The 24,248-nt window shown below is 70.1% G+C and carries 19 protein-coding genes; 7 read left to right on the forward strand and 12 right to left on the reverse strand.

The window, feature by feature from the left end; genetic code table 11:
- Position 1 precedes the first annotated feature (1 nt).
- Complete coding sequence (locus ACTWPT_RS21935; protein WP_443179295.1) at positions 2-877, reverse strand: enoyl-CoA hydratase-related protein; 876 nt, start codon at positions 875-877, stop codon at positions 2-4.
- A 119-nt stretch (positions 878-996) separates the two neighbouring features.
- On the opposite strand from ACTWPT_RS21935, the gene ACTWPT_RS21940 reads away from it, so the two are divergent.
- Positions 997-2,451, forward strand: a complete 1,455-nt coding sequence (locus ACTWPT_RS21940) for an LCP family protein (protein WP_443179296.1) — start codon at positions 997-999, stop codon at positions 2,449-2,451.
- 76 nt (positions 2,452-2,527) lie between these two features.
- On the opposite strand, the gene ACTWPT_RS21945 is transcribed toward ACTWPT_RS21940, so the two are convergent.
- Positions 2,528-3,493, reverse strand: a complete 966-nt coding sequence (locus ACTWPT_RS21945; RefSeq protein WP_443179297.1) for an alpha/beta hydrolase — start codon at positions 3,491-3,493, stop codon at positions 2,528-2,530.
- 158 nt (positions 3,494-3,651) lie between these two features.
- Here ACTWPT_RS21945 and ACTWPT_RS21950 point away from each other — a divergent pair, with 158 nt between their 5' ends.
- Positions 3,652-4,110, forward strand: a complete 459-nt coding sequence (locus tag ACTWPT_RS21950; protein ID WP_443179298.1) for a MarR family winged helix-turn-helix transcriptional regulator — start codon at positions 3,652-3,654, stop codon at positions 4,108-4,110.
- An 89-nt stretch (positions 4,111-4,199) separates the two neighbouring features.
- On the opposite strand, the gene ACTWPT_RS21955 is transcribed toward ACTWPT_RS21950, so the two are convergent.
- The gene (locus ACTWPT_RS21955) at positions 4,200-5,423 is read right to left on the reverse strand and encodes a LeuA family protein (protein WP_443179299.1); all 1,224 of its coding nucleotides are present in this window, start codon (positions 5,421-5,423) and stop codon (positions 4,200-4,202) included.
- Positions 5,424-5,488: 65 nt separating this feature from the next.
- Here ACTWPT_RS21955 and ACTWPT_RS21960 point away from each other — a divergent pair, with 65 nt between their 5' ends.
- The gene (locus ACTWPT_RS21960; RefSeq protein WP_443179300.1) at positions 5,489-6,796 is read left to right on the forward strand and encodes a citrate synthase; all 1,308 of its coding nucleotides are present in this window, start codon (positions 5,489-5,491) and stop codon (positions 6,794-6,796) included.
- Positions 6,797-7,088: 292 nt separating this feature from the next.
- On the opposite strand, the gene ACTWPT_RS21965 is transcribed toward ACTWPT_RS21960, so the two are convergent.
- The 3 genes from ACTWPT_RS21965 to ACTWPT_RS21975 form a co-directional block, all read right to left on the reverse strand.
- Positions 7,089-10,148: a chromosome partitioning protein ParA gene (locus ACTWPT_RS21965; protein WP_443179301.1), complete on the reverse strand. Its 3,060-nt coding sequence runs from the start codon at positions 10,146-10,148 to the stop codon at positions 7,089-7,091.
- 42 nt (positions 10,149-10,190) lie between these two features.
- A complete protein-coding gene (locus ACTWPT_RS21970; protein ID WP_443179302.1) occupies positions 10,191-11,435 on the reverse strand; it encodes a hypothetical protein in 1,245 nt (414 codons plus the stop codon).
- 206 nt (positions 11,436-11,641) lie between these two features.
- Positions 11,642-12,841: a hypothetical protein gene (locus ACTWPT_RS21975; protein ID WP_443179303.1), complete on the reverse strand. Its 1,200-nt coding sequence runs from the start codon at positions 12,839-12,841 to the stop codon at positions 11,642-11,644.
- An 89-nt stretch (positions 12,842-12,930) separates the two neighbouring features.
- Between ACTWPT_RS21975 and ACTWPT_RS21980 the strand changes: the two genes are divergently transcribed.
- Complete coding sequence (locus ACTWPT_RS21980; protein ID WP_443179304.1) at positions 12,931-13,887, forward strand: winged helix DNA-binding domain-containing protein; 957 nt, start codon at positions 12,931-12,933, stop codon at positions 13,885-13,887.
- Between the two features lie 75 nt (positions 13,888-13,962).
- On the opposite strand, the gene ACTWPT_RS21985 is transcribed toward ACTWPT_RS21980, so the two are convergent.
- Together ACTWPT_RS21985 and ACTWPT_RS21990 are read right to left on the reverse strand one after the other, a co-directional pair.
- A complete protein-coding gene (locus tag ACTWPT_RS21985) occupies positions 13,963-14,787 on the reverse strand; it encodes a fumarylacetoacetate hydrolase family protein (RefSeq protein WP_443179305.1) in 825 nt (274 codons plus the stop codon).
- Between the two features lie 147 nt (positions 14,788-14,934).
- Complete coding sequence (locus ACTWPT_RS21990; RefSeq protein WP_443179306.1) at positions 14,935-16,146, reverse strand: cytochrome P450; 1,212 nt, start codon at positions 16,144-16,146, stop codon at positions 14,935-14,937.
- A 127-nt stretch (positions 16,147-16,273) separates the two neighbouring features.
- Between ACTWPT_RS21990 and ACTWPT_RS21995 the strand changes: the two genes are divergently transcribed.
- Entirely contained in the window at positions 16,274-17,026 is a 753-nt protein-coding gene (locus tag ACTWPT_RS21995) for a Clp protease N-terminal domain-containing protein (protein WP_443179307.1), read from the forward strand.
- Positions 17,027-17,177: 151 nt separating this feature from the next.
- Here the strand turns inward: ACTWPT_RS21995 and corA are convergent, their stop codons facing one another.
- The gene (gene corA / locus ACTWPT_RS22000) at positions 17,178-18,296 is read right to left on the reverse strand and encodes a magnesium/cobalt transporter CorA (protein WP_443179308.1); all 1,119 of its coding nucleotides are present in this window, start codon (positions 18,294-18,296) and stop codon (positions 17,178-17,180) included.
- Positions 18,297-18,342: 46 nt separating this feature from the next.
- Positions 18,343-18,531, reverse strand: coding sequence for a hypothetical protein (locus tag ACTWPT_RS22005; protein ID WP_443179309.1), 189 nt, complete (start codon positions 18,529-18,531; stop codon positions 18,343-18,345).
- A 236-nt stretch (positions 18,532-18,767) separates the two neighbouring features.
- Between ACTWPT_RS22005 and ACTWPT_RS22010 the strand changes: the two genes are divergently transcribed.
- Complete coding sequence (locus ACTWPT_RS22010; RefSeq protein ID WP_443179310.1) at positions 18,768-19,466, forward strand: M50 family metallopeptidase; 699 nt, start codon at positions 18,768-18,770, stop codon at positions 19,464-19,466.
- Positions 19,467-19,485: 19 nt separating this feature from the next.
- On the opposite strand, the gene ACTWPT_RS22015 is transcribed toward ACTWPT_RS22010, so the two are convergent.
- Positions 19,486-21,708 (reverse strand): thiamine pyrophosphate-dependent enzyme, encoded by a 2,223-nt coding sequence (locus ACTWPT_RS22015; RefSeq protein WP_443179311.1) that lies wholly within the window; start codon positions 21,706-21,708, stop codon positions 19,486-19,488.
- 198 nt (positions 21,709-21,906) lie between these two features.
- Here ACTWPT_RS22015 and ACTWPT_RS22020 point away from each other — a divergent pair, with 198 nt between their 5' ends.
- The gene (locus ACTWPT_RS22020; RefSeq protein ID WP_443179312.1) at positions 21,907-23,265 is read left to right on the forward strand and encodes a hypothetical protein; all 1,359 of its coding nucleotides are present in this window, start codon (positions 21,907-21,909) and stop codon (positions 23,263-23,265) included.
- A gap of 124 nt (positions 23,266-23,389) precedes the next feature.
- On the opposite strand, the gene ACTWPT_RS22025 is transcribed toward ACTWPT_RS22020, so the two are convergent.
- Positions 23,390-24,244: an ABC transporter permease gene (locus ACTWPT_RS22025; protein ID WP_443179313.1), complete on the reverse strand. Its 855-nt coding sequence runs from the start codon at positions 24,242-24,244 to the stop codon at positions 23,390-23,392.
- Positions 24,245-24,248 lie beyond the last annotated feature (4 nt).

The following is a 24,248-nucleotide window of genomic DNA, read 5'->3' on the forward strand; positions in this document are numbered from 1 at the left end:
GTTAGCCACGATAAGGATTTTCCGGCCAGAACGGCACACCTGACGGCAGATCCTGGCTCACCTTCATCGGGAAGTCGGCCTTCCGCTTCTCCAGGAATGCTGTCACACCCTCCACGGTGTCCGGCGCGCCGCCCAGCTCGGCCATGAGCCGGGAGTCTGCCGCGTGCGCCTCCCACGGCGAGGCCGCCGACAGGCCGGACCACATGAGCCGGCGAATGGCGGCCACGGAGACGGCGGAGGTGTTGTCCGCGATCTCCCTGGCCAGCGCGTACGCCGCCGGGAGCAACTCCTCGGCAGGGTAGAGCCGCGAGACCAGCCGCCCCTCGAGCGCCTCGGCGGCCGGGAAGACCCGCTCGGTGGCGGCCCATTCCATGGCCTGGGCGATGCCGACGATCCTGGGCAGGAACCAGCTCGACGCGGCCTCGGTCACGATGCCCCGCCGGGCGAACACGAACCCGAACCGCGCCGTCTCCGAGGCGAGCCGGACGTCCATCGGCAGCGTCATCGTGACCCCCACGCCCACCGCGGGACCGTTGATCGCGCCGATCACCGGCTTGAGCGATCGGGCGACCCTGAGCGCCACCGTGCCACCGCCGTCCCGCGGGGATCCGTCCACGAGCTCGGCGGGCTTCCGAGAGGCGCCGTCCACACGCGCGAACGTGTCGCCGCCCCCGCCGAGATCGGCCCCCGCACAGAAGGCCCGGCCTGCGCCCGTGACCACCACCGCGCGCACCTCGTCGTCGGCGTCGGCGAGGTCGAACGCCTCGAGCAACTCGCCGCGCATCGCAAAGGTGAACGCGTTGAGGCGATCAGGGCGGTTCAATGTAATGGTGGCGACGCGATCGGCCACGCCGTACTCGATCTCAGAGAAGGGCATGCCCGAATTTTATTCGGTTTCTGATGTTCACTCTCCGATAAAGACATATTTCGTATTCCATGCGTAGGCTGCCGACTCGATTCATGCCTAGGGTGGGCACTTGGGGAAACGGGGATGGCGTGCAGCAGGCGAAGGGACCGGCGAGTGCCGGCGAGCTCCTCGGCTGGCTGGTGCTCGCGGCAGTGGTGCCGGGGGCGGCTCACCTGCGCGCGGGCTGGCGCAAGACCGGCCTCGTCCTGATCTCCTGCTACGCCGCGGGGTTGCTGGCGCTGCTCGCGGTGTTGCTGATGAACGACCTCGACGTCCTCGCGGGCTCGCTGGTCGACAACTCCCGGCTGACCGCGATCATCATCGGCGCCGGGGTCCTCGGGCTGGCCTGGTTCGGGCTGATCGTGCACTCGTTCATGGTGCTGGGGCCTGGGCGGCTGCCGCAGACCGGGCAGATCGTCAGCGGCACGGTGGCCGGGCTGCTCGCGGTCGTGGTGATGGTGCCGTTCGGGTGGCTCGGGCAGTTCGTGTGGACCTCGCAGCAGACGCTCAACGACATCTTCCAGGAGAACCCGTCCGACGGCGAGTCGCCGGCCGTGGCCCAGCCGAAGCCCGAGGACCCGTGGGCGGGGCGGCAGCGGGTCAACATCCTGCTCCTCGGCGGCGACGCCGACGATCATCGGGTCGGTGTGCGGACCGACAGCATGAACCTGGCCAGCGTGGACGTGAAGACCGGCAACACCGTGCTGTTCAGCCTGCCGCGCAACCTGGAGAACGTGCGGTTCCGGCCGGGCACGCCGATGGCCGTGCGGTTCCCCAACGGCTTCCGGCTGCCGCCCGACGCCGCCGGCGGGCGCAGCGACCTGCTCAACAGTGTCTGGGAGTACGCCGACGCGCACCCGGAGATCTTCGGCGGCAAGCAGCGCCAGGGCCCCAAGGTCCTGATGGACACGATCGGCTACACCCTCGGCGTCAAGGTCGACTGGTACGCCCTGGTCAACATGTGGGGCTTCGCCCGCCTCATCGACGCCATCGGCGGCGTCACGCTCACCGTTGAGACGGACGTCGTCTTCGGCAAGTACAACGAGGGCCTGGTCAAGGCCGGCACGCGCAAGCTGAAGGGCGCCGACGCCATGTGGTACGCCCGCTCGCGCACCAACAGCGACGACTACACCCGGATGCGGCGCCAGCGCTGCGTGCTGGGGGCGCTGCTCGGCCAGGCGGATCCGGGGACGGTGCTGACCAGGTTCAACAAGATCGCGCTGGCCACCAAAGAGCTGATCAGGACCGACATCCCGCGCTCGATGCTCACGCAACTGGTGCCGCTCGCGCTGAAGGTCAAGAACGCGAAGGTGACGAGCGTGCAGTTCGTGCCGCCGCTGATCAACACCGGCTACCCGGACTGGGAGAAGATCCGCACCATCGCGACCAAGGCCATCCGCGATTCGTCCGCCACGAAGCCGCCTCTCGCCGCCACCGCCTCGCCGAGCACTCCGTCCAGCTCGACCCCGAAGAAGACCCCGAAGAAGAACACCGGCACCAACCCGGCCAAGGGCCTCACGGAAGGCTGCGGCGGAGCGCTCTAGTCCGCCCAGGAGGACTGCGGCGGTGCGCGCCGGTGCGGACCCCGTCAGAACCGGGGTTCCGCACAGGCGGCCCGGATCATGCGGTGCCGAGGGCGGTGCGCAGTGCGCTGATGGCCTGGTTGATGGCGGCGCCGGCGGCGTGGGTTTCGCGCAGGGCGTTGAGCATGACGAAGTCGTGGATGATGCCCTGGTAGCGGGCGGCCGTGACGGGGACACCGGCCTGGCGCAGCTTGTTGGCGTACGCCTCGCCTTCGTCGCGGAGTACGTCGGCCTCAGCGGTGATGACCAGGGCCGGTGGCAGGTCGGCGAGGTCGTCAAGAGAGGCCCGCAGCGGGGAGGCGGTGATCTCGGCGCGCTGGGCGGGATCGTTGGTGTACTGGTCCCAGAACCACTGCATGGCGTCGCGGCGCAGGAAGTAGCCGGTGGCGAACTGGTGGTAGGAGCCGGTGTCGAAACTCGCGTCGGTGACCGGGTAGAACAGCACCTGCTGCACCAGCGGAACGTCGCCGCGTTCCTTGGCCATGAGGGTGAGCGCTGCGGACATGTTGCCGCCCACGGAGTCGCCGGCCACGGCGATGCGGGTGGCGTCCAGGCGATGGGCGGCGCCGTCGGTGACGATCCAGCGGGCGACCGTGTAGTTCTGCTCGATGGCGATCGGGTAGCGGGCCTCGGGGGACAGATCGTACTCGGGGAAGACGACGGCGGCCCGGGCGCCGACCGCCAGCTCGCGCACCAACCGGTCGTGAGTGTGCGCGTTGCCGAACACCCAGCCGGCGCCGTGGATGTAGATGATCACGGGCAGCGGGCCGTCGGCGTCGGCGGGCCGGACGATGCGGGCCTGGACGGAGCCCGTGGGACCGCCCTGGACGGTCACCCACTCCTCGGCGACCTCGGGCTTGGCGATGTCGCCGGACTGCACCTCGTCCACCACCTTGCGGCCCTCGGCCGGTCCGAGGTCGAACAGGTATGGCGGGTTGGCGGTGGCTTCGGCGAACGCGGCGGCAGCCGGCTCCAGCACGGGACGGATGGCCTGTTCGGACATGGCGCGCTCCTTGTGATGTGGGCGTCGGGGTGGGTGACACCTCAGAACAGTAGCGCGCAACTAAGTCGTGCACAACTTAATTGGGTACGACTTGGTCGTGTACGCCTCGGTCGGCTAGGGTGACATCGTCATCGATCGCATGCGCCAGGGAGGGACGGGTGGACTCGGCTCCGAACGACAGCCTCCAGGAGGGCTCGCTCCTGCTGGACGACCAGCTCTGCTTCGCCCTCTACGCCGCCTCGCGCTCGGTCACCGCGCGATACCGGCCCCTGCTGGAGGAGCTCGGGCTGACCTATCCTCAATATCTGGTCATGCTCGTGCTGTGGGAGCAGGGCTCGGTCTCGGTGCGGGAGCTGGGCGCCGCACTCCAGTTGGAGTCCAGCACACTGTCCCCCCTTCTCAAGCGCCTCGAAGCCGGCAACCTGATCCGCCGCGAACGACGCGCCGACGACGAGCGCTCGGTGGCCATCATCCTCACCGAGGCGGGCACGCGCCTTCGCGAACGAGCGCGCACCGTGCCGCTCGCCATCGGTGACGCCATGGGCCTGACCCCCGAGCAGCACACCACCGTCAAACACCTGCTCCGCTTGCTCGTCGCCAACCTCGGCCGCGGTTGAAGGCGTGCTCGCCATAGGCCATGGTCTCCGGCGCATCGACGCTGACGCCGGCGTCGATGCGCTCGTGCAGCGGGCCGAGGCCGGCGACCTCAGCCGCCTTCGTAGCCGGGGAAGAGCAGGGACAGCTCGCGTGGATACGTCGCGATCAGGCGCAGCTCGTCGTCGGTGAGCGGTCTGCCGGTCATCGCGTTGCAGAGCTGGACCAGCCGGAACGCCAAGTCCTCGTTCGCGATCTCGTCGATCCCGAGCCCGTCCATGACGTGCCGGAACCCGGCCTTCCCGCCGTACTCGCCGGTCAGCACGACCCGCCCGCTCCGCGTATGCCAGTCCTCGGGGAACGGGCCCAGCGTCGCCTCGTCGTACAGCTCGTAGTTGCCGTGATCCTTCAGCGCCCCGTCGGCGTGGATGCCCGACTCGTGGGCGAACGCATTACGCCCCACCCCCACCTGGTTGTACGGCAGCGGCTGCCCGAAAGCGTAACTCGCCCACAACCCGAAGCGGCGCGCCCATGACAGGTCGAGCGCGTCACCGATCTCGGCGTTCAGCCCGAAGCCGTGCTCGAAGGCCAGGATGGTGGACAGCAGGTCGGCGTTGCCGGAACGTTCGCCGATGCCGTTCACGCACGTGTTGATCCACGCGTCCTGCCCGGCGTCGAGATCGCCGAGCGCGCCCGACACCGAGTTGGCCACGGCCATGCCCAGGTCGTTGTGGCAGTGCGTCTCGACCGGCAGCGCGGTGGCCGAGGCCAGCTTGGCGAAGCGCTCGCGGATCCTGTCGGGCGTGTCGCCGCCGATCGTGTCGCAGTACCGCACCCGGTCGGCGCCCGCCTGCTTGGCCGCCAGCGCGAACTCCAGCAGGAACCCGTCATCGGTACGTGAGCCGTCCTCGGCATTCACCCCCACGGTCAGCGCGCCCGCGTCCTTGGCCACGCGGACCGCGGCCGTCATCTCCCTGATGATCGCGTCCCGATCCAGGCGGCCGCGGAACTTGTTCTGGATCATGTAGTCGGACGTCGAGATGGACAGGTTGTAGTGCTTCAGCCCAAGTGGCGCGGCCTGCTCCACGTCCTGCGGCACGCCCCGGCACCAGCCGGACAGCCGCAGCTCGCCGAACGCGCCCGCCTCGGCCAGCGCCAGCTGCGCCTTCACGTACGGGACCTCGTGGAAGAGGAACGGGAAACCGATCTCGGACTGCGCCACTCCCAGTCTGGCCAGATAGAAGTTGACCATGGTTTTGCCGAACTTCGACAGGCCGGTGCGCGCGGTCTGCACGCCATCCCGGTTGGTCACGTCGAGGAAATGAACCTTTGGCATGCCCCCACGTTGACATGGGCACTCAACATGGATCAATATTGATTTTTATCAACATGGAGGCAGGGGTGGAGTGGATCGACGCGGCCACGGCGGCGGAACGGCTCGGCGTCAAGCCCGCCACGCTGTACGCGTACGTGAGCAGGGGAGTGCTGCAGCGGCGGCACGGTGACGACGGGCGGCGCAGCCTCTTCTCCGCCGAGGAGATCGAACGGCTCGCCCGGCGTGGACGGCCACGCAGCCAGCCGCCAGAGCTCGTGATCGAGTCGGCCGTGACCTCGCTCGGCGTCGACCGGCCCTACTACCGCGGGATCGACGCGCTGGAGCTGGCCACGACGAGCGGCTTCGAAACGGTCGCCGAATGGCTCTGGACCGGCGACCCCGGCGTGCTGCACGGCGCGCGCCGATCCCAGTCTGCTGCGCCCCGCGGACTCGGCTCGGGGATGGAGCGCGCCGGCTCAGGAGGCGCCGACACGGGCTCGGAGGCGGTGAGGCCTGATGCCGGTGTGGTGGCGTGGCGGTGTGAGCCCGGGGCCTTGCGGGCCGCCGTCACCGCCCAGCGGGGACTGCCGGACGACCTCCTGCCCCTCGACCGCCTCCAAGTGATCACCACAGTCCTCGGCGCGTCCGACTCCCTCCGCTACCAGCTCGACCCCGCCTCCGTCGCCGGCACGGGCCGCCGCTTGATCGCCGGCCTGGTCGACGCCCTGCCCGAACTCAGCGAGCCGCAGGGGGACTCGATCGCCGAGCGGCTGTGGTCCCGCCTGTGCCCACACCCCGCCCCGCCGGCCCTGCTCGACGCGGTGAAGGCCGCGCTGGTGCTGCTCGCCGACCACGAACTGGCCGCCTCGACGCTGGCCGCCAGGGTCGCCGCCTCGGCGAAAGCCGACCCGTACGCCGTGGTCCTGACAGGACTCGGCGTGCTGGGCGGCCCGTTGCACGGCGGCGCGTCGTACGGCGCCGAGCGCCTGCTCGCCGAGATCGTCGAGCCCGGCCAGGCCGCGCGGGCGATCGCGGAGCGGGTACGGCGCGGCGAGCGCATCCCGGGGTTCGGCCACAGCATCTACAAGAACGGCGACGGCCGCGGCGGCCTCCTCCTCGACCTGGTCAAAGAGGCTGCCCCGGGCCACGAGCGGATCGCCGCGGGCACGGCCGTGCTGGAGGAGATGCGCAGACGCCGCCTCCCCGAACGCAACGTCGACTTCGCCCTGGCCATCCTCGCCGCCGTGAGCGGCATGGTGAGCGGCGCGGGCGAGGCCATCTTCGCGGTGGCCAGGGTGGCGGGCTGGCTGGCGCACGCGATGGAGGAGTACGAGCGCGGCACCCTCCTCCGCCTGCGCGCCTCCTACACCGGCCCGCCGGTCCGCGGCGCGTGACATCTATCGGCGGGGCACGGGAACCGGCTGACCGCGCCGCGCCGCCTCGCCGCACGGGCAGGACGAGGAGCTGGTCCTGGACGGGCTCGACCCCGCGCTCGCCGTCGGCGTGATCGACGAGGAGGAGACGGTGGACCGCTTCCGGTTCGCGCACGCGCTCGTCAGGGACGTGATGTACACGGGCCGCCACGTCGCCGGCGGCGTCCGTCCTCGTGAGCCGCCTCTGGCGGCCGGACGTGTCCACCTTGCCGGTCGTGACTTCGAAGGGACTTGTGCTGGAATCAGGGCCGCGCTAGCTCCGATCCACGTAAGCGGCCAGCGCTCGCACCCGCTCCGCGTGCTCGTCGTGCCCCACGATCACCGGCGGCTCGTTGTACGGCATCGCGTCCGACGAGCGCCGCAGCTTGACGTACTGGCCGCAGGCGTCGATCGCGTACGGCTCCATGTCGTCCTGCAGCGCCCCGATCACCGTGATCCCGTACGTCTCGCCGATCCTCCTGAACAGCGCCACCGCCTCCCTGCGGTGCTCCTTGCCCAGGTTGCGGCCCAGCTCGTCGAGCACCAGGCACAGATGCCCACCCCCGGATGACGCGATGGCCGCCGCGCACACCAGCTTGACGGCCTTCTCGTCCATGAGCGCGGTGTTGGCCCGCCGGTTGTACGGCACGAACCCCTGCCCCTCGCCGCGCCGCCACTTCGGCGTCACCCGCCACTGCCAGCGCTGTTCGGGATCGGCGGGCGCGGGCGGCACGGGGAACTCCAGCGTCGCGCCGTAGCCGCCGTAGGAGGTGTCGAGCTTCTCGAACTCCTCCGCCACCCGCGTCAGCCGCGCCCTGATCGCCGCCGTGAGCGCCGCGCGGTGCACGGCCGTCGACTGCGCCGCCTCCTCTGCGCCCCTGGCCGCCGCCGCCAGGTCGCGTTGCCTGGAGACGATCTGCGCCTCGGTCTGCCGCCGCTGGTGCCGCTCGTACTCCTCCTGACCTCGCAGGTATGACGCCAGGGCCCCGCACACCGCCGCGAACGTCGCCTGCTCCCGCGCGGTGCTCCCGCCCCGCTCGCTCAGCAGGAACCGCAGCTCCTCCGGGATCTCCGCGTCCTCCTCCGGGAACGTGTCGCGCAATGCCTGGTCGAAGTGCCGTTCGGCGATCCGCCACCATTCCTCGGCCGTACGGGGCCGTTCCTCCTCCGGCAGCGTGTCCAGCCATTCGCGGGCCGTCTCCACGGTGCCGCCCCAGTCGGCGGCCAGCGCGTCGAGCTTGAGCGCTTCCCGCTCGGTGCCGACCTTCGCCTCCTGGTCACGGGCCTGCGCCCGCTCGGCCTCGAGCCGCTGCCGCCGCCCCTCCAGCCGCTCGATCTCCATGTCCCGCGTACGGGCGCGGAAGTCCAGCGTCCCGGCCAGCCGTTCGGCCTCGGCGACCTTGGGGGCCAGCTCTTCGATGGCCGCGTTCAGCTCGCCCAGCCTGGCCCGCCGCTCGGCCAGCTTCGACTCGACCTCGGCCAAGCGCACCCCTGCCTTGGCCCCCTCCAGCCGCCGCTGCGCCTCCGCGACGGCTTCCTCCCCAGCGTGTACGGCCTGCGCCGCCGTCTCCTGAGTGTCCTTGGCGCGGTGCAGCCGCTGCTCGGCCGCCTTGATGCGGGCCTCGCGCCCGGTCGCCACCCCGTCGAACGCCCCCACGACGCTCACCCCGGCCGCGCTGACCAGCACGGACCCGGGCAGTTTCGCGAGGGCGCCAGCCGCCGAGGAGAGCTCGGCGGCATCCACGATCACGGCGTGCTCGTGCGGCCACCCGCGCAGGCCACCGGGCTGCGTGGCCTCACGCGCCTGCTCCGCCACGTCCAGCGCGTCCAGCAGGCCGGTCGCGCCGATGCCCGCCGCCGCCAGCGCGTTGAGCTGGGCCGCCGCCGGGCCGCCCTCCGCGTCGTCCAGCGCGGTCTGGGCCGAGTGGACCTCCCGGTCGGCAACGCCCAGCGCCTTGAGCGCCTCGTTGAGACGGAGCCGGACCTCCCGCAGCTCCCGCTCCGCCGTGGGCACGTCACGCCCGTCGGCGAATCTGCGGGTCTCCTCGAGAGCCTGGGTCTGGCCGCGCAGCTCGTCGGCGGAGTTTTCGGCCACGGCGCGGTCCGCATCGAGCTTGGCCGCCCTGGCCTGCAGCGCCGCCAGCTCCTTGCGGGCCTGCGACACCTGCCGGTCGAGCGTGTCCTCCCGCAGTGTGGCGATCTCCGCCTTCACCATGGCGATCGCCTCGGCCGCCGTCTCGCCGGCCGCGTGGTGCCTTTCGAGGTCGGTGGCCAGCGACTCATCCTTGGCCGCCGCGTCGGCCAGCTTGCGCGCCTGCCTGCCGCGCCAGCATCGCAACGCGTCCGCCAGGCGTATCCTCGCCTGATCCCGCCGGTCGAACGTCGACAGCAACGCCTTCGACTCCGCCTCGAACTCGGCCAGCCGGTCGGCCGCCTGCGCCGCGCGCACCCGCTTGGCGTGCTCGTCCCTGCGGGCCTCGCGTTCCTGCTCCAGCTCGGAGTCCAGGCCGGTGAGCGCGGCGATGGCCTCGAAGACCCGCTCGGGGGAGATCTCGTTGAGCGGCTGGGAGAGCAGGTTGGTGGCGACCTTGCTGCGTACGGAAGTGGACAGGAACGACACGCACCTGACCCGGTCGCCGTAGAGGACCTTGGTGAGGTCGCGGGCCACCACATCGCGCCGCCCGGCCGACTTGGGCAGCGACGCCCAGATCTCGTCGGCCCGCGCCACCCGCTCGGCCTCGGACGGAGAGGCCGCCAGATGCACGCCCTCCCGCCAGCGGATTTCCAGGTGCGGTGCCTCCTGGTTGACCTTCAGCCACACGGTGAGCGCGCCGCCCGAGGTGTCCGGCACCTCGAACAGCTCCCCGCTCGCCTCCTCGCCATCCGGCCCACCTAGTGCAAGCTCCCCACCCGCGCCCTCCGCGGAGCCGGGAGGCGCGGCGTCGGCGGCGGACGTGCTGAGGTCGGAAACCGCTCGCGTGCCGTACGTCTGGTCGGGAAAGCCATCCATGCCGGGCGGGGCGAAGACCCCCACGATGTAGCCGTGGTCGGCGCTCGCCCACTGGCGGGCACCCGCCCCACTGGCCAGCTCCGCGTTGAACAGCAGCTCAGACACCGCCTTGGCGCCGGACGCGAAGCGCCACTGCTCGTCCCCGAGCAGCGCCGTGATGGAGGCGATGAACGATGACTTACCGGCGCCGTTGGAGTCCTTCGGCCCGGCGCCCGCCACCACGATGAGCGTGCCGGGGACGGTGGGCACCGGATGGGTCGACAGCCGCGAAATGTTGACCGCCTGCACGGCGATCAGCACCCGGTCCCCCACGACGTTCTCCACCTGCGACACCTGTGACCCCCGTAAACCTTCCAGAGAAAATGCTCATTGCGCGGACCTCCGCGCCCGAACCGCGACCGCCAGCGGCGTGTTCGGCCCGGCCGCCAGGATCAGCTCCTCCTGCAACCGCCGCCGCGCCGCCGGGGTGAGCCGGTGGAACTGCGGCCCCGGCACATAGCCGCCCGCCTCCTCGCCGGCCTTCACCTGGCCCAGCAGCCCGGCGTGCCGCAGCGTCCGCAACGCCGCCTCCAGCTCGCCGATCGGCAGTTGCGTGTGGCGGCGCAGCTCGTCGGCCGGGGTGGGGTGCGGCGACAACCACGAGTCCTCGGGCAGCAGACCTTCGGCCCGCGGGATGGCCACCGAGTGCACCAGCACCAGCGTCAGCACCGCCCGCTCGCTCACCCCCAACGGGGTTACGCCGGGCTCCACGTCGTTGAGGGCGTCGTCGTAGCCGGAGATCCAGCGGTCACGGTGCTGGATGAGAGTGCGGCCGCGCCGGGCCAGCATCTCGCCCAGCGTGCGGCGGAGCGCAGGGTCGCGCAGGGCGGCGAATCTGACCTCTTGCACCGGCTCGGCGGCGTGCTCCACCACCATGAACGCCGCCACCAGCTCGGCCCGCCGCCGCTCGTCGTAGCCGCCAAGCAGATCGTCGAACTCGGCCGCGCCGCCCTCGACGCGTGCTCCGGCCTCCGCCTCCGCCTCCGGAGAAGGGGTGACCTCGGTGGGGCGGGCGGCGGCCACGATGTCGGCGTCGCGCACCACGGTGAGATCGGGCCGCTCCGGCTCGGGCAGGCGCCGCACCAGCTCCTGGAGCTGCGCGTGCGACTCCACCGGCCACAGGGCGCAACGCGGGCCCAGCATCACCACGCCGTCGTCCAGGACGATCCACGCCGAGTCGTGCAGGCGGCGCAGCGCCCCGATAGCCCAGTTGCGCATCAGATCGTCGGTACGCCCGATCAACGCCCGGTACGTGTCCAGCACCAGCTCCACGGGCGCCGGATCCCCCGGCCACGGGTCCACCGACAGGTCCGTCCAGCAACACTTCAGTACGGTGGCCAGGACCCGCCTGGTCTCGCCGGCCCGCTCCACGGGGACGGCCGTGACCTGGTATTCGTCCAGCAACGACGGCGTCACCCCGTCGGGCCACACCGGCACGGCATGCCCGGTGGAGTCCGGCCACGTCAGGCGTACCATCCCGGCGGGCGCGGCAGCCCCGGCCTCCAGCCGCAGCGGCCCACCCGAACGCGTCCGCGCATGCGCGACCCGCCCCTCGAGCGCCTCAGACCGCACCCTCACAGGGGTGCCAACCCGCCCTGCTCTTCCCATGCGCGCCGGAGCCCGAACGCGGTCGGATTCCGTGCTGTCGGATTCCGTGCGGTCGGATTCCGTGCGGTCGGGGGAGGGGCGCGTCGGAGCCGGAGCCCCGTTGGAAGCCTCTGGATGGCTGGACACTGGGCGGTTGGGCTCCTGGGTGGGTTCGAGGTTGTCGGCGGCGCTCATGACGTGCGCTCCAACCAGCCGTGCGACAACCATGCCGGCTCGCGGCCGGGATCGATCGTCAGCTCATCGGACCAGGCCAGCCGGTAAGGCAGCTCGGGACGCAGGTCGACGGTGGTCAGGTCGGCGAGGAGGCGGCGGGCCGACGGCCAGTCGGGACCGAGCACGTCGGCGAGCGCCACCCGCGAGGCGTCGCCCAGCAACGACTCGGCCACCGAACGAAGCCGCTCCATCGCCACACCCGGTGAGGAGTCGAGTGAGTCGGAAGGCCCGGGATCGGGCAGGTTGGAGCGCGGGGGAGTGGGCTGGGCAGGTGCCGGCCGTGGCGCCTCGTCCACTGCGCGGGCGATGGCGGCCGGGTCGTGCCACGGCGCGGGCGCGTCGAACACGAACCCGTCGAGCACGGCGGCCAGCCGCTCCTTCGTCGCGGTCTGCGAGAACGTCCGCCACGTCTCCGTCGGCAGCAACGTCAGGTTGCGCGTGGTGCCCGCCGAGTCGGCCAGACGGCCGGCGGCCCGGCGGGAGGCGTCGCTGTAGGCGTAGATCGCCGCCCGCAGATCGGTGCAGACTCGGTCGAGCTCGGGCCAGCGGGTCAGGATCGTGCCATGCAAACGCTGCGCGCGCCGGGCGATCTCCTCGGTGCCCCACAGCTTGGGCGCCTGCTCGCGCAGTTCCTCGATCGTGCCCGTGGTGAGCGTGATCAGCTCGAGCGCCCACAGCCGGAACGCTCGCGCCAGGTTGACCGCGCTCTGCCTGGCCTCCTCCATCGTGGTGCGCGGATCGGCGACATTGAGGTCCTCGAGCGCCAGCAGCCGGTGCATCTCCGACTGCCCGCCGTCGTCCATCATCCGGCGGATGAACATCAGCCCGACCACGCTCGTGAACGAGGCCCGATAACGCAGCTGGTTGGGTTTGGGGAACACCTCGCGGATCGCGCCCAGACCCTTGAGCACCCGCAGCCGGTTGTCGAACTGGTCGCTCGGGTAGGCCCGGCAGGCGAAGCGCATCTGCTCGTGCGTCAGCCACTCCTCGCCCGCCTCCGCGAACGCCGCGAACAGCGTCTCTGCGATGTCCACCAGGGCCGGGTCGTCCACCACGGCGCCGCTGTCGCGGGCCAGCGCGGCGAACATCCGGCGGTAAGTGGACAGGACCGCCTCGTCGGTGAGGACGGTGTCGAGGGTCAAGGGCTGTTCGGACACGCGCACTAAGGTACGGCGTCCGACCGACACTGTCAGAACCCAACGCGGCTACCAGCGGGTAGACGCCTCCTCCTACGATGACTCACGCCATGAGAAGCATCGAGGCACAACTCCTGCACCGCCCACCGGCTCTGACCGCGGGCGAGATCGTCCGGCGTCTGGGGGCGATGCAGGCCCAAGACGTGCCCGCCGCCCTCCTCGCCTTCCGCGCCCGCTCGGCCATCCTCACCCCGGCGGACGTCGAGTCCGCCTGGCATGCCCGCGAGATCGTCAGGACCTGGGGCCCGCGCGGCACCCTCCATTTCGCCCACGCCGACGACCTCCCCTGGATCCACGCGCTGACCAGGCGCGACACGAACATCCTGCGCCGCCTCGCCGAAGAGGGCGTCTCCGGCGACGATCTGCTCCCGCTCATCGCCGGAGCGCTCGAGGGCCAGGGGCCGCTCACCAAGAGCGACCTGGAGGAAAGCCTGGCCGGCCGGGCCCGAGGGCAGGGCATCGTGCACCTGGTGGCGCTGGCCGCGTACCACGGCCTGGCCGTGCTCGGGCCGCTCCGCGCGGGCAAGCCCACGTACGTGCACGCCGCCGACTGGCTGGGTGCTCCGATCGTCCCCGAGCCGGACCGCGAGCGCGCGCTGAAGGAACTGGCCGTCCGCTATCGCCGCGCCCACCACCCGGCCGCCCCCGAGGACCTGGCCGCCTGGTCCGGCCTCTCACTCGGCCAGGCCCGGACGGCCTGGAGCCTGAGCGCGGACGAACCGCCGCCCGCTCGTGAGGAGCCGGTGGTGGCACGCTTGCTGCCTGCCTTCGACGAATTCCTCATGGGCTGGCGGAGCCGAGACCCGATCGTGGCCCCCGAGCACACGAAGCAGGTGTTCCCCGGTGGCGGCGTCCTGCGGCCGGTCGTGCTGGTGGACGGCGTGATCAGGGGCGTGTGGGGGAGGAAGGGCGCGCAGGTGAGTGTACGGCCGTTCGAGGAGCTGCCGGACGGACTGCTCGACGACGAGATCGACGACGTGCGCCGCTTCCTCGCGGGACAGGCGTGACCGTCCACACGCCGGCTATCTCACTGACGAACGTACGCTTCTCCCACGCGCCGGCGGGCATCCGTCCAGCCCGGCTCAGCCGTGGCGGCGCGCCGTGTTCACCAGCTCCCCGACCCCGGAGATCCGCGTCACGACCTTGCTGCCGTCCGCCAGGTACCGTGGCGGCTTGCGGGCGTGCCCGACGCCCCCAGGCGTGCCGGTGGCGATGACGTCGCCCGGCCGCAACGTGAGGATCTCCGACAGGTACGCGATCAGCTCCGCGGGGGAGAACACCAGGTCGCCGGCGTCCGCCTGCTGCATCCCCTCCCCGTCCACCTCGCACACCAGGGTCACCGGAGCCCCGTCCACCTCGTCCGGCGTCACGAGATAGGGGCCGAACGGCGTGGTGGCCTCGAAGGTCTTCCCCTGGAGCCACTGCAACGTGCGGTTCTGGTAGTCTCTGGCCGTCACGTCGTTGAGCACCGAATAGCCCGCGATGCACGCCGGCGCCTGCTCGGCGGGGACGTGCCGCGCCGTCGTACCGATGATCACCGCCAGCTCGGCCTCCCAGTCCATGGCCTGCGAGACGGCGGGCAGCACGATGTCGTCGTACGGCCCGACCAGCGCCTCGGCGAACTTCGCGAACACCGTCGGATGCTCGGGCAGCTCCCTTCCCATCTCCAGGATGTGGTTGCGGTAGTTGAGCCCCACGCAGATGATCTTCCCGGGCCGGGGCACCACGGGCGCGAGATCGGCCGTGGACAGCGGATGCCTGGGCCCGTCGGCGGTGACCGCGATCTCCCGCCACTGGGGATCGGCCAGCAACGCCCCCACGTCGGGCGCGCCGATCTCCACAGCATGATCACCGTCGATGCGGGCGGCCGTAGTCCGGCGTGGCAGCCGCAGTGTCGCGAGCTTCACGCGAGCCCTCCTTGGGGCGTGCCGTCGAAGAGAAGCTTCATGGGCCCACGCTATGAGATGCGTTCCGCATGCCGCAGCAGCGTTCTGCTCTGAAGAACGAGCCCGCGCCGCCCTCTGCTGGAGCGGCGGCGGCTCGTCGCGCGGCTGCTATCCCCGATCGCCCACCGGCGAAGCGGGGGTGAAGCGTACGGGCATGGACTCGTACCCGGAGACGAAGTTGGCGGCGCGGTAGGCGGGCTCTTCCTCGTCGACCGGCTCCATGTCCGGGAGGCGGTTCAGCAACCGTTCGAACATCACCCGCAACTCCAGCCGGGCGAGGCTGTTGCCGAGGCAGAAGTGGCCGCCGAGTCCGAACGCGATGTGGTCGTTGGGCCGCCGTCCCACGTCGAAGCGGTCCGGCGCGGGGAAGACGTCGGCGTCGCGATTGGCCGAGGGGTACAGCAGCAGGACGTTGTCACCCTTGCGGATGAGCTGGCCGCCCAGTTCGACGTCGCGGGTGGCGGTGCGGTTCATGTTCTTGATCGGTGACACCCAGCGCAGCATCTCCTCCACCGCGACGGGGATGGCCCGCGGATCGTCGATCAGCGTCCGGCGCTGCTCCGGTTGCTGGAAGAGCTGGTACGCGCCTCCGGACAGGACGTGCCGGGTGGTCTCGTCCCCGCCGATCAGAATGAGCAGCGACTCGTACACGAGCGAATCGTGGTCGAGTCGCTCGCCGTCGGTCTCGGCGTGCACCAGCACGCTGATCAGATCCTCACGCGGCCCTGCGCGGCGATCGGCGATCACGGTGGTCACGTAAGCCCGGTATTCCTCGAACGCCTCACCCGCGCGTATCAGCGCCGCATCGTCGGAGATCCCCGTCAACCCGCGCAACATGTCGTCGGACCACCTCATGAGGTCCTCGTGGTCTTCCGGCGCGACCCCGAGGGCGTCCGCGATCACGATCAGTGGCAGTGGCGCGGCGATGTCCCACACGAAGTCGCAGGTTCCGCGCTCACAGACCCGGTCGATGATGCCATCGCAGATCAGCCGGATCCGGTCCTCTTGTGCGGCGACCCGGCGCGGTGTGAAGCCGCGGTTCACCAGCCTGCGCCGGCTGAGATGCTCGGGATCGTCCATGTCGATCATCATGGGCAGCTGACCGGTCTCCACCCGGATGCCTCCGGCACTGGAGAAGATCTCCGGGTGCAGCGACGCGTATCGCACGTCGTGGTACTTGGCCACGCCCCACGCGTTGGATTCGTCATCCCGGTACACCGGGGCGTTCTCCCGCATCCACCGCAGTTCTTCGTGCGGGTTGCGGCCCCAGAACTCGCCGCTGATGAGCGCGATGGCGTCGTTGGTCGGATGGTCGGCCATGTGACTCTCCCTTGCGGAACCGGAGCCGGTAGCGCGCCTCACAGCGATCATCACTCGGCTGCTCGATATACGCCATCGCCATTTGCCCGGCCTAGCCACATAACCCCATTGGGGTTATAGTAGGGGCATGCCAAAGATCAATGTGTATCTGCCCGACGAGCTGGCTGAGGCGGTCAAGCAAGCCGGCGTGCCCGTGTCGGCGGTCTGCCAGCGAGCGCTGGAGCAGGCTGTGCGCCGGGTGGCCGCCATCAGGCAGACCGTGCTGTCCGATCTCGACCTGGACGTGCCGACCGGCGCGCTGACCCATCTGACGGCCAGGGCCCGCACTGTGCTCAAGCTCGCCGCGGAGCGGGCCCGCGCGGAAGGGGCCGCGAGCGTCGGAACCGAGCACCTCCTCGACGGCATGCTGACCGAGGGCGCCAACCTGGCGCTGCACGTCCTGCGCGCCATGGACATCAGCCTCGAACAGGCGAAGAGCGACCTGGCCCGGCAGCAGGCACCGGCCGCGCACGCGGAGGCGGGCGACGTGCGGAGCTTCAGCGGACCCGCCGCCAACGCGCTGGAGTTCGCCGTCAACGAGGCGACCTCACTCGGCCACAACTACGTCGGCTGCGAGCACCTGCTGCTGGGCCTGGTCGCTGAGCCCGATGGCACCGCCGGCCAGGTCCTGCGTGCCTTGGGCGCCGAGCCCCGTCTCACCCGCCGGGCTGTCGTGGCGGCCCTGGCCGGTTATGTCCACCTGCGCGCCCAGACCCAGCAGGCCGACCCCGCCCAGGGCCAGGGCCAGATCGCGGCGCTGTCCGCCGCGATCAGGAGCGAGCTGCAACCGCTCGTCCAGCGCCTGGAACGCCTGGAGGCGCATGTCGGGCTGGAGACGTGAGGGTCTGGCGTGACCGCCGTCGGCCGGAGGCGGGCGCTCGCTGCCGTCCGCCTCACCCTCGCGACCCTGATCCTGATCGGCCTCGTGGTTGCGGCCTTGTAGGACGTCGCCGTCCAGCCGCTCATACGCGGTTGATCACGAAAGGTGAAGACTAGAGCCAATCCCGCCGCTTGAAGACCACGTAGAGGACCAGGCAGACGACGGCCATCAGCAGGATCGCGAACGGATAGCCGAACGCCCAGTGTGTTTCCGGCATGAAGTCGAAATTCATCCCGTAAATGGTCCCGACCAAAGTCGGTGCGAACAGGATGGCCGCCCAGGCGGAGATCTTCTTGACCTCTTCACCCTGCTGGATGCTCGCCTCCGTCATGCGTGCCATCTCCGCGTTCTGCGCCTGCGTCACCAGCGTCGAGTTGACGACCAGAATGTTCTGCAGCATCTGCCGGAAGGCCGAGATCCGCTCCGCGACGGTGATCGCGTGGTCGGCCACGTCGCGCAGGTAGCTCTGCAGTTCGTCGTTGACCCCGTACTTCGCGGATCCCGCGATGAAGCCGTGGATCATCCCGACCAGCGGCGCGGTGGCTCGCTGGAACTCGATGACCTCGCCGGACAGCTCGTACACGCGGCGCGACACCGACGGGTCCCCGCCGAAGACCTGGACCTCGATCTCCTCGATGTCCTTCTGCAGCCCAGCCACGACCGGCGCGTAGCCGTCGACCACGGCGTCGAGTATCGCGTAGAGCACCGCCTGTGGGCCCTGCTGGAGCAGGTCGGGGTCGGACTCCATCCGCTTGCGTACCGCCTGCAGGTCGGGCGCCTCGGCATGCCGTACGGTGATCACGAAGTTGGGGCCGATGAAGACGTGCACCTCGCCGAACGCGACCTCCTCCACGTCGTCCAGGTAACGGGCGGCGCGCAGCACCACGAACAGCGTGTCGCCGTACCGGTCGGCCTTGGGCCGCTGGGAGCCGACGATGGCGTCCTCCAGCGCCAGCTCGTGCAGCTCGAACTCCTCGCCGAGCTTGACCAGCTCCCACTCCTTGGGCCGGTACAGCCCGATCCAGGCCATGCTGTCCGGCATCTCCTTGAGGCGTTCGAAGGCGTCGGCCAGCGAGCCGGGGTTGTCGACGCGCTCGCCGTCCTGGTAGATCGCGTTGTCGATGACCGTCGGCCGGTAGGGAGGCTCTTCGGCGGCCCGCGGGTCCATCGAGTGCTCGGGCGCCTCCTCGCGGGTCGCGCCGTTGCGCCTGAAACCTCTGACCCTGGCCATGTCCACTCCAGAACGACTGCTATGCGGGGCCGAGCGCGTCGAGCTGCTACGCGGCTCGGTCCCTGATGGTCTTGCGCCACATGGGCGTCCACCCGAAGAGCAGCCCGTGCGGCCGGCCGAGCGCCATCGCCGACCAGCGCCGGACATCGAACTCGTCGTGATGGCGGACAATCAGATTGTCGTCGAATCTGAACAATGCGTCGATTTCGCCCTTGACCTCCTGGAAGATGGACACCTTTCCATCAGATCATGGCCGCGCCGTTGTGCCGGCACACAGTCCACGGCCACGCCTCGCCGACACCCACCGTACGTAGTCCACGACGCCAGGTTCGGGAAAGAAGGTCGCAGACGGGAGGCCTTCAGGTGTACGGCGGGCGAAGTCCAGGGACCGGCCACCAGACCGGCGCCGCCGCGTCAGAATGTTGTTCTGTGGCCACGATCGAGACTTTACCTGGATAGGGTTTCTCCTCGATGGACAAGTTCTGGGCCCACCTGATCAAGGTTCAGCCTGACCCCGACCCTTGGGTAGTGGTGGTCTCGGCTCTGGTCGCGCTCGTGATCGTCGGTTTCCGCATGTCCTGGCAGCTGTCCCGGGGCCTGATCACGATCGCCCACGAGGGCGGCCACGCGCTGATGGCGCTGGTCACCCGGCGCAAGCTCGAAGGCATCCGCCTGCACTCCGACACCTCAGGCGTGACCCTGACCAGGGGCCGCCCCACCGGGCCCGGCATGGTCCTGACCGCGCTGGCGGGCTATCTCGCGCCGCCGTTGCTCGGGCTGGCCGCCGCCTGGCTCACCGCGCAGGGGCGCATCACGCTGCTGATCTGGACCGTCCTGCTGTTTCTGGTCTGCATGCTGCTGCTGATCCGCAACCTGTACGGCGCGCTGATCCTCCTGGCGACGGGCGGCGCCGTGTTCGCCCTGATCATGTACGCGGCCGCCGAGGTCCAGCAGGTCGTCGCCCTGGTCGCGGTGTGGTTCCTGCTGCTGGGCGGGATCCGGCCGATCATCGAGCTGCAGCAGAAGCGGCGCAGGCGGCAGGCGAGAGACTCCGACGCCGACCAACTGGCCAGGCTGACGTTCCTGCCGGGCGGCTTTTATGTGTTCTTCTTCTTCCTGGTGTCGCTCACGGCTGCGGTTTTCGGCGGGTATCTCATGAATCCGCTCTAGGCCCGCCGGTCGGCAGGCCTCAGCCGAGGAGCTTGCGTGCCGCCTGCTCGATCTCCTCCTCCGACAGCAGCACGTGGTCGGCCGCCGCCCCCAGCGGGATGAAGCTGTCGGCCGAGGTCACCCGGGCCACCGACCCGGTGTACCCGGCGTCGGCGAGCTCGGCCATGATGCCTTCGGAGACGCCCCCGCTGTGCCGGGTCTCGTCGGCGATCAGCACCTTGCCCGTCAGCTCGGCCGACCGCAGCAGGTCGTCCAGCGGCAGCGGCGCCAGCCAGCGAAGGTCGAGGACGCGGCAGCCGTACCCCTCCTGGGTCAGCCGCACGGCGGCCCGCAGGCTCATCCGCAGCCCGTTGCCGAACGTCACGATCGTCAGGTCGCGCCCGTCGCCGTAGGAGCGTGCCCGGCCGATCGGCACGTGCGTCTCCGCCCACCGAGCGGGCGGCACGTACGGCGACAGCCACCCCCCGTCGCCGTCGTCGAACAGATCCCGCGTGTGGTAGAGCGCGATCGGCTCCAGGAACACGCACACCGACCCGCTCGTCTGCGCCGCGGCCAGGCACGTGCGGAGCATCGCGGCCGCGTCGTCCGGCCGCGCCGGCGAGGCGATGACCAGCCCCGGGATGTCGCGCAGCGCGCCGATCGCGTTGTCGTTGTGAAAATGCCCGCCGAACCCCTTCTGGTACGCGTACCCGGCCACCCGCACCACCATCGGGTTGCGGTAGGCGTGGCGGGAGAAGAACGACAGCGTGGCCGCCTCGCCGCGGATCTGGTCGAGCGCGTTGTGCAGGTATGCCAGGTATTGGATCTCCGGCACCGGCAGCAGCCCGGACACGCCGGCGCCGAGCGCCAGCCCCAGGATGGCCTGCTCGTCCAGCAGCGTGTCGAACACCCGCGCCGCTCCGAACCGCTTCTGCAGCCCCCTGGTCACGCCGTACACGCCGCCCTTCTTGGCGACGTCCTCGCCGAACACCGCCATCTCCGGGTAGACGGTCAGCGCGTCGGCCAGCGTACGGTTGATCGCCATCGACAGCGTCATCGGCTTGTCGTTCTCCGGCAGCGACCCGGCGAACGCCTTCTCCCTGGCCTGACCCGACGCCGCCATCGGGCTGATCTTGGCGATCAGCTCGGGACTGCGCGGCGCGATCGGCTCCATGATCTCCTTGGCGGTGCCGAGCCGCGGGTTGCGCGTGGTCTCCAGCGCGATGTGCAGCACGTGCTCGCGCATGGACTCGTACGTCCTGAGCAGCTCCTCAGGAGTCTCCAGTCCCGCCTCGACCAGCAGCGCCGCCGTGCGCACCAGCGGGTCGCGCTCGAGGTCGGCCTTGATCTCGCGCTGGGTGCGGTAGGCCACCTCGACGTCGGATCCGGCGTGCCCCATCAGCCGCACGGTGGACAGGTGCAGGAACGCGGGGGAGCGGTGGGTGCGTACGTGCTGGACGGCGCGTAGGGCGACGTCATAGGCATCGGCCAGGTCGCAGCCGTCGGCGGCGAAGTATTCGATGCCGGGACGCCGCGCGGCCGCCTCTACCCAGCCCTGGGGCGTGCGGACGCTGATGCCGATGCCGTTGTCCTCGCACACGAAGAGGATCGGCAGCGGCTGTCCCTGGTAGGTCGCGTAGGAGGCGGTGTTGAAGCCGGACAACGCGCTCGCGTGGTTGATCGAGGCGTCGCCGAAGCTGCACACCGCGATCGCGTCGTCCTGCTTCCACCGCGAGGCCGTGCCGAGGGCCCTGGCCCGCTCGATGGCGAAGGCCACACCCACCGCCCTGGGCAGATGGCTGGCGATCGTCGAGGTCTGCGGGATGACGGCCAGGTCGGGGTGGCCGAACACCTTGTGCCTGCCGCCCGCGATCGGCTCTTCCGCCGCCGCGGTCAGGCCCATCAGCACATCCCTGATGCCCTGCTCGGGAACCCGCTCCGCCTGCTCCGACCGGGTCAGGTAGAACGCACCGGAACGGTAGTGGAGCAACGCGGGATCCCCGGGCCGCAGCGCGGCGGCGACGGCGGCGTTGCCCTCGTGGCCGGCGGAGCCGATCGTGTAGAAGCCCTCGTCCTGCTCGCGCAGCCAGCGGGCGGCGATGTCGAGCAGCCGGCTCTCGAGCTGGCGGCGGAACAGCGACCTGCACTGCTCGCCGGTCAGCGTCGTGCCCTCGCGGACCGGCAGGCCGGGATCTCGCGCGGGACCCGCCGTCAGCGTTGCAACCGCCTGGGTGAAATGAGTCTCAACAGTGTCGCGCGCCACACCATCGATTATGTCTTTGATCGGCGCTGCCGTCTGCTGGACACCGGTGACATGTTTTGTGGACCGGTCTTATTGACCCGATCTATAACCGTTTGTCAGAATCCACAACTTTCTCGGCCATGTGCACGTCTACTGAGATGACACACGTGGCACCCTCAATGCCGCGTTGAACGACTGGGTCTCCAGAAAGGAACCCGCATGTTACAACGCATCCGTGTCGCCGCCCTCGCCATCATCGTCGGCGCGGGGGCCCTGGTAGCCCTCGCACCGACCGCCGCGACGGCGGCCCCGGCACCTTTCCTCACTTCCGTGGGCATCAGTCCCAGCCCGCCGATCGACGTCACCAAGGGCGCGGTCACGGCGACGTTCAGCTTCGCCACCAAGAACGCGGACAAGGCGGAGCTCATGCTCAAGCCGCCCGGCGAGGTGAGCGTCGAGACACCCGTCACGCTGACGCCGGCCAAGAGAGGCGACTGGACGAGGTGGACCGGCACCAAGTCCTTCGACTCCACGAACGTCGGCAAGTGGAGCTGGCGCGCCCTCGCCCATGGCGATGGCGACGCCTCGCGCAGCGGCACGTTCGACGTCGTCGTCAAGAAGGTGCTCGACACCAAGATCATCGACTTCGACGCCAGCCCGGACCTCGTCGACAAGGGTGACCTGATCAAGGTCTCCGGCCGGCTCCTGGCCGACGGCGATGGGTACTCCGGCCAGACCGTCTCGATCACCTTCCGTGAGCGCGGCTCCGACACCTACCGCGAGGTCGCCAAGGTGACGACCGGCCGCGGCGGCTGGTTCGGCGCCACCGTGCGGGCGAACGCGACCGGCTGGTGGCGGGCCGAGTTCGCGGCCACGGCCGCGGCCAAGGGCTCCGTCAGCGACGCCGATCGGGTCGACGTCAAGCGCCGCAACCTCGGCAGCAAGATCGTCGGCTTCGACGCCCGGCCCGAGCCCGTGGACAAGGGCGACAAGCTCTCCTTCACCGGCGCCCTGCTGGTCGAGGACCGCGGCGGGGTGGCCGGCCAGCGCGTGGCGATCTTCTTCAAGGCCGGCGGCTCGTCCAGGTGGGAGTACGTCACCAGTGACGTGACCGGCCGCCACGGCCGCTTCTGGGCCTCCACCGAGGCCGTCACCTCCGGCTGGTGGCGCGCCGAGTACGCGGGCACGCATGGCGTCAACGGCTCGGTCAGCGACGCCGACTGGGTCAAGGTCAACCAGCCCGCTCCGCCGCCCGTGGAGAAGGCGGACACGCGGCTGATCAAGTTCAACGCCTACCCTGAGCCGATCAAGCGCGGCAGATACCTGAAGTTCACGGGCAAGCTGCAGGTCGACGACGAGGGGTCCTGGGAGGGCTACTCGGGCAAGGTGGCGCTGTTCTTCAAGCCGCTCAAGTCGAAGAAGTGGCAGTACGTGAAGTCGTTCTGGTCCAGCGACAGCGGGCGGCTTTACACCAAGGTCAAGGCCTGGAACTCCGGGCACTGGAGGTTCGTGTTCGGCGGTGACGAGGACACCTACGGCTCCAGCAGCCGCAAGGACTATGTCCGCGTGAAGCGCTGACTGTCATGAAATGAGCCGAGGCCCGGGGATCTCACCCCGGGCCTCCGGCTTTGTGGTGCTCCACCTCGCGAGGCTCTTGCGGTCCTCAGCTCGTGGAGCCGCAGCCCGAATCCGGGAGCTCGTCCTATTCCGCTCGCCGGAACTCCGCGATCCCCACTCCCAGCAACACGGCCCCCAGCGCCGCCACGACCCCCAGCTCCAGCAACACCGGCACCTGGTAGCCGAACCACTGCACCCCGGGGTTGAGCATCGCGTTCACCTGCGGCGGCACGTCCAGATGGGCGAAGACCGCCTGCCGCATCGGATCCACCGCGTACGTCATCGGGTTGACGACGGTCAGCACGTGCAGCCACGAGGGCAGGTTGGCCAGCGGGAACATCGCCCCCGACAGGAACATCATCGGCATGATCGCCATCTGCATCAGCCCGAAGAACGTCTGCATGTTCTTCATCCGCGCGGCCAGCATCACCCCGAAGGCCGTGATCGTGAAGGCCGCCAGGAACATCTCCGCCAGCAACGTCACCATGAGCACGGGCGAGTAGGGCACACCCACCAGCCCGGCCATGGCGAGGATGATGACGCCCTGCGCGGTGGCCACGAGGGCGCCGCCCAGGCACTTGCCGACCACGATCGCCCCGCGGGAGACCGGCGCGACCAGCATTTCCCGCAGGAAGCCGAACTCGCGATCCCACACGATGGAGCCGGCCGAGAACATACCGGTCATGATCACGGTCATGGAGATCATGCCGGGATACATGAACGTGCGGAAGTCGATCCCGGGGATCGAGCCCTGAACTAACGTCCCCAGCCCCGTGCCCATGACGAACAGCCACAGCACCGGCTGCACGAGCATCGAGAACATACGGGTGCGGTCGTTGACGAAGCGCAGGATCTCCCGATGGAGCACGATCTTGATCGCCCGCAGGTCGTGCCCGGCGCTGCGCGCGGGCACCCGTACGCTTATCGCCTCGGTAACCATGACG

It is taken from the genome of Nonomuraea sp. 3N208, from assembly GCF_052245935.1.
In the GTDB taxonomy this organism is placed as follows: Bacteria; Actinomycetota; Actinomycetes; order Streptosporangiales; family Streptosporangiaceae; genus Nonomuraea.